Here is a 6,663-nt window from a genome sequence, read left to right as displayed (position 1 = left end):
CCCTTATAGTTATCTGGCTCTATAGTTAAGAGTTATTAATGAAAATCAAAAGTAAAAGTAAATTCTTAGAATCCCATCGTAAAAGTTGTTATCCTAATATTTCCCTTACATGATTAGCTACATTAAATAATTCATGCTTCAGCACCTTGCGCATTTGCGCAGTAATCCAATGAATTCTATATAAGGGACAAATTATGTCTAACAAAGCAACTGGTACAGTAAAGTGGTTCAACGAAACTAAAGGTTTTGGTTTCCTATCTCAAGACAACGGCGGCGCGGATGTGTTTGTACACTTCAACGCAATCGCTTCTGAGGGTTTCAAAACTCTTATCGAAGGTCAAAAAGTATCATTCGTCGTTGAAAACGGCCAAAAAGGTTTACAAGCTGCTCAAGTTGTAACTCTATAATTTACTGATACTAATCAGAATATTTAAAGGTCGCCTAGGCGGCCTTTTTGCTGTCTGTCATTTTTTTAATGGCTGTCATTGATCTTTTCATGGCTTGGTCGTGATTGCTCTCTCCTGCGTTAATGTCTATTGTCGATCCAGTCTATGTCTAAAGCTATCTGCTCTACTCTACTCTGCTCTTCGTATCGCTTGTTTGCAAAAGTGTCGGTTTGTAGTTTCTGGCTGTCGGAATCGTGAGCATACCTCACCTTTAGTATCACTTAAGGTTGAGGCGGATTGATCATCTCAGATTACGCATGGAAAACGCGTTAATATCGATCGCCTCTCCTCTCCTTAAATACTCGGTGGGTAGCTTATTGAGCTCCCGAAAAACCCAATTGACGCCAAGCTTCAAAGGCAATGATGGCTACCGCATTGGATAAGTTTAGACTGCGAGCATTGGGCATCATTGGAATACGAATGCGTTGATTCATCGGTAAGCTATGGATCAGGTCGGCGGGTAAGCCGCGCGTTTCTGGGCCAAACAGTAATACGTCCCCAACTTGAAACTGTGCATCAACATGATGTCCGGTGGTTTTTGTAGTGCAGGCAAAGAGTCGAAATTCACCACGAGCCGTTAAGTAGTCGAGAAAGGCTTGATAATTTTGATGGCGAGTGACTCGGGTGAGGTCATGATAATCTAAACCGGCTCTGCGCAGTTTTTTCTCCTCAAAATCAAACCCTAAAGGTTCTATTAAATGTAAGTTCGCGCCGCAATTAGCGGATAAGCGAATAATATTCCCCGTATTAGGGGCGATTTCAGGTTCATAGAGGGCGATGTCAAACATGGTTGAACGGTTCCTTATCAATAGAGCGCATCAGTATACTGCACAGAAGCTTAGATGTTTATCTTATCGAATGGGTTTACCGTCATCGCTCATTGATCCCGTTGAATCGGTAGGGTGATTTGCACTTTTAAGCCGCCAAGATCACTTCGGCTCGCGCTAACCTGACCACTATGCTGACGAATGGCACTTTCCGTGATTGCTAACCCGAGCCCCGTTCCTCCGCTGTCTCTGTCTCTTGCGGTTGATACTCGGTAAAATGGTCGAAATATTTCATTCAGCTCGCTGTCCGGAACGCCAGGTCCGTCATCTTCAACGGTGATGATGATTTGTTGTGCCACACAACGAAAGCTAACTTGAATCCGATCCTGACTATAGTTAATTGCATTGCGGACGACATTTTCTAACGCACTCATCAATAATTGTGGATTACCAGAAATGTATTGATCAGGAATCGGGTCGAGGAGCAGTTGTTTTTGCATTTGCTCGGCCTCAAACTGTGCATCATCGAGCAACGCTTCCCATAAGCTAGACAATGGCTGTATTTCGCGACTTAAATGACTATTGGTCTGCATGCGAGACAGTTCAAGTAGCTCACCGATCATACGTTCTAAACGTTGGGCTTCGGTATCGATTCTTTCTAATTCTTTACTCTCTCCTTGCTTACGGCTGGCTAAGGCATTGGCCATTCTTAGGCGAGTCAGCGGTGAGCGTAATTCATGGGAGATGTCTGATAATAAGCGCTGTTGGCCGGAGATCATCTGGTTAACCGCCTGTACCATGCGATTAAAACTACGTCCGGCTTGACGAAATTCTGTAGTGCCTTTTTCCAGTTCAGGGTCGACGATAAACTCGCCCCGAGCAACACGTTGAGCGGCGAGCGCGAGCCGCTGAGCGGGTTGACTCAATGCCCAAGCGAGCCATAGCAACAAAGGAGTGCTGACTAACATAACCGACAACAGTAGATGCAGCGGTTTATCAAATAATCTCAGTAGAAATGGTGGCGGCTGATCCCAACGCATGCCCATGAATAGTAATAGATCCTGATCAGCCAATCGAATTGAGACTGGGCCAGAAATCATATAACGACCATACAAACGTTGTTGCGGTTTATCAACCGACTCAATACTGGTGGTAAAGTTCTTTAATGCCTTTAATTGAAAATTTTCATGCCGTTTCGTGGTGAGGATATTGCCCTCTTGATCGGTAACAAAAAAACGCGGCCGCGAACTATGGTGACTGCCTGATTCTAGTTCGGTAATGATCCGCGAAAGGTTATTTTGTTGGATGAAACGTTTTTCCAAAAGTTGCTGATAGTCGAGCATTCTTTGCAAGCTTTCAGATGGAAGATCGCGTGATTTACGCGGATCGAGATGTGGTAAAGATAGCACCGCAATCACCACCAGTAGCATGGTTAGCCAGAAAATGGCAAAGATACGGCCATACAGGCTATTGAATTTAGGTAAGCGCATTACTCTTCCGCCACCATTAAGTATCCACGGCCACGTAAGGTTTTAATTCGAGGCTTGCCATCGACCCGTTCGGGTAATTTTTTGCGTAAATTCGAGACATGCATATCAATGGCTCGATCGAAAGCGGCCAGCCGTTTACCTAATACATCGAGGCTGAGCATCTCTTTGGTGAGGGTTTCCCCTGGATTTTGGGCAAAATGGCCTAATAGAGCAAACTCGGTAGTGGTTAGGTCGAGGAGTTGCCCTTGGCAATAGGCTTCTTGTTTGCCTGGGTAAACTTGTATGTCTTGACACTCAATCACATCCGACGGTTTATGTACGGATTGATGCTGTGTGCGGCGTAAAATGGCTCGAATTCTGGCGAGTAATTCACGATCACTAAATGGTTTGGGAAGGTAATCATCGGCCCCTAATTCGAGACCAATTACGCGATCAATCTCTTCGCCTTTTGCGGTTAGCATCAGTACTGGGGTTGTCCAGTTTTCACGCAGTCTCTTCAAGGTTTCCATGCCATTGAGTTTAGGCATCATGACATCCAATAGAATCAGATCAATCTCATCGTTAAGCGCCGCCAACCCCGATTGACCGTCATTGGCTTCAGAGACGTCAAACCCCTCATAACTGAGGACTTCTTTAAGTAGATTGGTGAGTTCGGTGTCATCGTCAATCAGAAGAATATGTGCCATTGGTGCCTCGTTACCGATATTACTTTCCTAGTCAATGAGGATAGTTTACTGCGAAATTGGCTTGGATAATGGGCTATTAGTGACTATTTACGATTCTTTACGCTCTCTACACGCCACTTTACTCGTCAACTTGTATTGTTTGATTAAGCGCTGCTTGTGCAGCTCTCCCATCGTAACAAGCTTGGAAGGCTAAAGCTTATCAACGATAACTATTGAGAGAGGAAATAATGATGAATATGACCAAGACAATGATTCTCGCTGCAGTCGCCTTACCTTTGGCTATCGGTAGTGCCAGTGTACTGGCTTATGGAAAGGGTAAGCACACGGAGCATCAACAGCAACGATGTGGTTTACACAGCGAAAAAGGTATCGTCAGTCAACTGAACTTAACCACAGAACAGCAGAGCCAGTTAAAAGCCTTGCGCGAAGAGCATCGCCAAGCCATGCAAGATCAGCGTGGTCGTGGCTCGCGTGATGAAATGAGTACCTTTCGTGAACAAGAGCGAGCGTTAATGCTCTCTGCTGATTTTGATCGCGCCGCGGCTAACGAACTGGCTAAACAGATGGTGGATAAACAGATGGTGGATAAACAGGTTGAACGCCGAATAAACATGCTCGAAAAACGTCATCAAATGATGAGTATTTTAACCGATGAGCAAAAGACCCAGCTACAAACCTTACAGCAAGAGTGTATGGAAAAGCATCATCGAGAGGGTGGTGAGCCACGTGGACATAAACACGGAAGTAAAGACAAAGGCCGAGGATAACTGAAGTCAACAGCGGGTGTTACTTTACTGACTTGATGCAATTGAGATGCTGGTGTAGGGTGGTTAATTTCACTCCTTGTGTTACAAAATAACGAAGCAAGGGTAGGCCATTTTATCGCTCAGCACCACGCTATATCCTGTGCATGGGTCTATTACGTTATGGTTAAAAGTAATGAAACAAGAGTACGCTCGCTTAGTTACACTGGCTGCCTGGACCGCCACCATTGTCGCCAGTGGTCTATTAATCGTTAAAATAGCCGCATGGTGGGTGACCGGATCGGTCAGCCTACTTGCCTCAGTAGTGGATTCTTTACTCGACATTGCCGCCTCTGTGGTCAATTTAATTGTCATACGTTATGCCCTGCAACCTGCCGATCGAGAACATACCTTTGGTCATGGTAAGGCCGAATCTTTAGCAGCCTTAGCGCAAGCGATGTTTATTTCCGGTTCAGCCTGTTTCTTACTCCTCAATGGGGTTGAGCGTTTTTTCCGTCCTCACGAACTTCAATCGCCAGAATACGGGATTTATGTCAGCGTGTTTGCCTTATTGGTGACCTTTGCTTTAGTCTCGTTTCAGCGTTATGTGGTCAAAAAAACCAACAGCCAAGCAATTGCCGCCGATTCTTTGCATTACCAAACCGATTTATACATGAATGCGGCGATTATTCTGGCTCTGGGTTTGAGTTGGTTGGGTTTTAAACAAGCCGATGCGATTTTTGCTATTGGGATAGGCTTATACATTTTATACAGTGCGATTGGCATGGCTTATCAGGCGGTGCAAACGCTGCTGGATAGAAAACTCCCTGATGACGAGCTGGCACAGATTCGGGTCGCCTGTTTGTCGGTCAATGGTGTGTTAGGGGTTCATCAATTGCGAACGCGCATGGCGGGGCCCGTAAGATTTATTCAATTGCATCTCGAATTAGATGATCATATTCCGCTGATTGAAGCCCATCGCATTTCTGATCAAGTTGAAGAAAAACTACGCCACCTATTTCCCGGTGCGGATGTGATTATTCACCAAGATCCTTACTCCGTAGTGTTTAATGTGGAACGTAAACAAAAATTATCGACGTGGTAAGGCAAAGTGCGCTCAACTTGACTATATTTCAGTCAGTTTAATTAAAAAACAGTATCCTGATATGAATCAACGAAGCGATAGGATAAAGCTGTAATACTCTTACATAAGTAATAAAGTTACAAAAAAACGCTCAAATAACAGTAGTATTCCTTATAGGGCGAGGTAACATAACGCACAATTTTGTTGCTTGTTTTGTCTGAATGAGCACAACTAAAAATGAGTTTTGAATTCTCAAAAAATCGAGGGTGAGCATGATTAAAAATATCGGTGTTTTGACAAGTGGTGGTGATGCGCCCGGCATGAACGCAGCGATTCGTGGCGTTGTTCGTACTGCATTAGGTGAAGGTTTAGGTGTCTATGGTATCTATGATGGTTATCTTGGACTCTATGAAGGGAACATTAAGCAACTGGATCGCTACAGCGTCTCTGATGTGATCAACAAAGGCGGTACCTTTTTAGGTTCAGCGCGTTTCCCTGAGTTTCGTAATGAAGAAGTGCGTTTAAAAGCGATTGAGAATTTAAAGCAGCACAATATTGATGCTTTAGTTGTGATCGGTGGTGATGGTTCTTACATGGGCGCGAAAAAGCTCACCGAAATGGGCTTCCCTTGCATTGGTTTACCAGGCACGATCGATAACGATATTGCCGGTACTGATTACACCATCGGTTATTTATCGGCGATTAATACCGTTATCGATGCGATCGACCGTTTGCGTGATACGTCTTCTTCACATCAGCGTATTTCCATTGTGGAAATCATGGGCCGTCACTGTGGTGATTTAACCCTGATGTCAGCGATTGCTGGTGGCTGTGAGTACATCATTACGCCGGAAACGGGTCTGGATATGCAGCAACTGATTTCTAATATCCAAGACGGGATCAAAAAAGGCAAAAAACACGCGATCATTGCGTTAACGGAACTGATGACCGACGCCAACCAGTTGGCAAAAGAGATTGAGAAATCAACCGGCCGTGAAACTCGAGCAACAGTACTGGGGCATATTCAACGTGGTGGTCGACCAACCGCATTTGACCGTATTTTAGCTTCACGCATGGGTAACTATGCGGTGCATATGTTGCTAGAAGGACATGGTGGTCGTTGCGTTGGTATCCAAAAAGAAGAACTGGTTCATCATGATATCATTGAAGCGATTGAAACCATGAAGCGTCCGGTGCGCCAAGATTTGTACAAAGTGGCTGAAGAGTTATTTTAAGAACGCGGGTTATTCAACCTGAGTGAAGAAAACAATCACCAATCAAAAAAGACCGCATCGCGTAATGCCAGTCAGTTAAGCTGACTGGCTTTCTTTTTATTGGGGTATTTCTTTGCCTTTGGTTTTATTGCTCTCGGATATATCCGCTCTTCTCGTTTAATGGGCAAGACATGGTGTATCGCCTCTTCCTGCAAGTGAGTAATGCGCTTAGG

General features: G+C 44.6%; 7 protein-coding genes and 1 pseudogene. 4 read left to right on the top strand and 4 right to left on the bottom strand.

Translation table 11 applies throughout. The annotated features are described in order from the left end of the window. Window positions 1–194 precede the first annotated feature (194 nt). Window positions 195–407: a cold-shock protein gene (locus CAG60_RS10420; protein ID WP_004394424.1), complete on the top strand. Its 213-nt coding sequence runs from the start codon at window positions 195–197 to the stop codon at window positions 405–407. 353 nt (window positions 408–760) lie between these two features. On the opposite strand, the gene CAG60_RS10415 is transcribed toward CAG60_RS10420, so the two are convergent. From CAG60_RS10415 to CAG60_RS10405, 3 genes are all read right to left on the bottom strand, one after another. Further along, window positions 761–1,234, bottom strand: a complete 474-nt coding sequence (locus CAG60_RS10415; RefSeq protein ID WP_040903916.1) for a tRNA (cytidine(34)-2'-O)-methyltransferase — start codon at window positions 1,232–1,234, stop codon at window positions 761–763. Between the two features lie 89 nt (window positions 1,235–1,323). Continuing rightward, on the bottom strand, window positions 1,324–2,703 hold the full coding sequence (cpxA, locus tag CAG60_RS10410) for an envelope stress sensor histidine kinase CpxA (RefSeq protein WP_154169950.1): 1,380 nt from the start codon (window positions 2,701–2,703) through the stop codon (window positions 1,324–1,326). Then, a complete protein-coding gene (locus CAG60_RS10405; RefSeq protein ID WP_004394427.1) occupies window positions 2,703–3,389 on the bottom strand; it encodes a response regulator in 687 nt (228 codons plus the stop codon). The genes cpxA and CAG60_RS10405 overlap by 1 nt, the downstream gene beginning before the upstream one ends. Before the next feature lie 230 nt (window positions 3,390–3,619). Between CAG60_RS10405 and CAG60_RS10400 the strand changes: the two genes are divergently transcribed. The 3 genes from CAG60_RS10400 (at window position 3,620) to pfkA (ending at window position 6,451) form a co-directional block, all read left to right on the top strand. Next, a complete protein-coding gene (locus tag CAG60_RS10400; protein WP_161438883.1) occupies window positions 3,620–4,156 on the top strand; it encodes a CpxP family protein in 537 nt (178 codons plus the stop codon). Between the two features lie 172 nt (window positions 4,157–4,328). Continuing rightward, the gene (fieF, locus tag CAG60_RS10395) at window positions 4,329–5,237 is read left to right on the top strand and encodes a CDF family cation-efflux transporter FieF (RefSeq protein ID WP_161438882.1); all 909 of its coding nucleotides are present in this window, start codon (window positions 4,329–4,331) and stop codon (window positions 5,235–5,237) included. A 251-nt stretch (window positions 5,238–5,488) separates the two neighbouring features. Next, window positions 5,489–6,451 carry a 6-phosphofructokinase gene (gene pfkA, locus CAG60_RS10390; RefSeq protein WP_004394430.1) on the top strand — a complete coding sequence of 321 codons (963 nt, stop codon included), beginning with the start codon at window positions 5,489–5,491 and terminating at the stop codon, window positions 6,449–6,451. A 71-nt stretch (window positions 6,452–6,522) separates the two neighbouring features. On the opposite strand, the pseudogene CAG60_RS10385 reads toward pfkA, so the two are convergent. Beyond that, window positions 6,523–6,663: pseudogene (locus CAG60_RS10385) on the bottom strand (IS4 family transposase); the annotation flags it as partial.

Origin of the sequence: Vibrio sp. V33_P6A3T137 (assembly GCF_009904835.1) — a bacterium.
Taxonomy (GTDB): Bacteria; Pseudomonadota; Gammaproteobacteria; order Enterobacterales; family Vibrionaceae; genus Vibrio; species Vibrio metschnikovii.
This window is presented reverse-complemented; position numbering and strand designations above follow the sequence as displayed.

Coding starts and splice junctions, on each gene's coding strand:
- CAG60_RS10420 (WP_004394424.1), top strand. CDS start 195: ATGTCTAACAAAGCAACTGGTACAGTAAAGTGGTTCAACGAAACTAAA.
- CAG60_RS10415 (WP_040903916.1), bottom strand. CDS start 1,234: ATGTTTGACATCGCCCTCTATGAACCTGAAATCGCCCCTAATACGGGG.
- cpxA (WP_154169950.1), bottom strand. CDS start 2,703: ATGCGCTTACCTAAATTCAATAGCCTGTATGGCCGTATCTTTGCCATT.
- CAG60_RS10405 (WP_004394427.1), bottom strand. CDS start 3,389: ATGGCACATATTCTTCTGATTGACGATGACACCGAACTCACCAATCTA.
- CAG60_RS10400 (WP_161438883.1), top strand. CDS start 3,620: ATGAATATGACCAAGACAATGATTCTCGCTGCAGTCGCCTTACCTTTG.
- fieF (WP_161438882.1), top strand. CDS start 4,329: ATGAAACAAGAGTACGCTCGCTTAGTTACACTGGCTGCCTGGACCGCC.
- pfkA (WP_004394430.1), top strand. CDS start 5,489: ATGATTAAAAATATCGGTGTTTTGACAAGTGGTGGTGATGCGCCCGGC.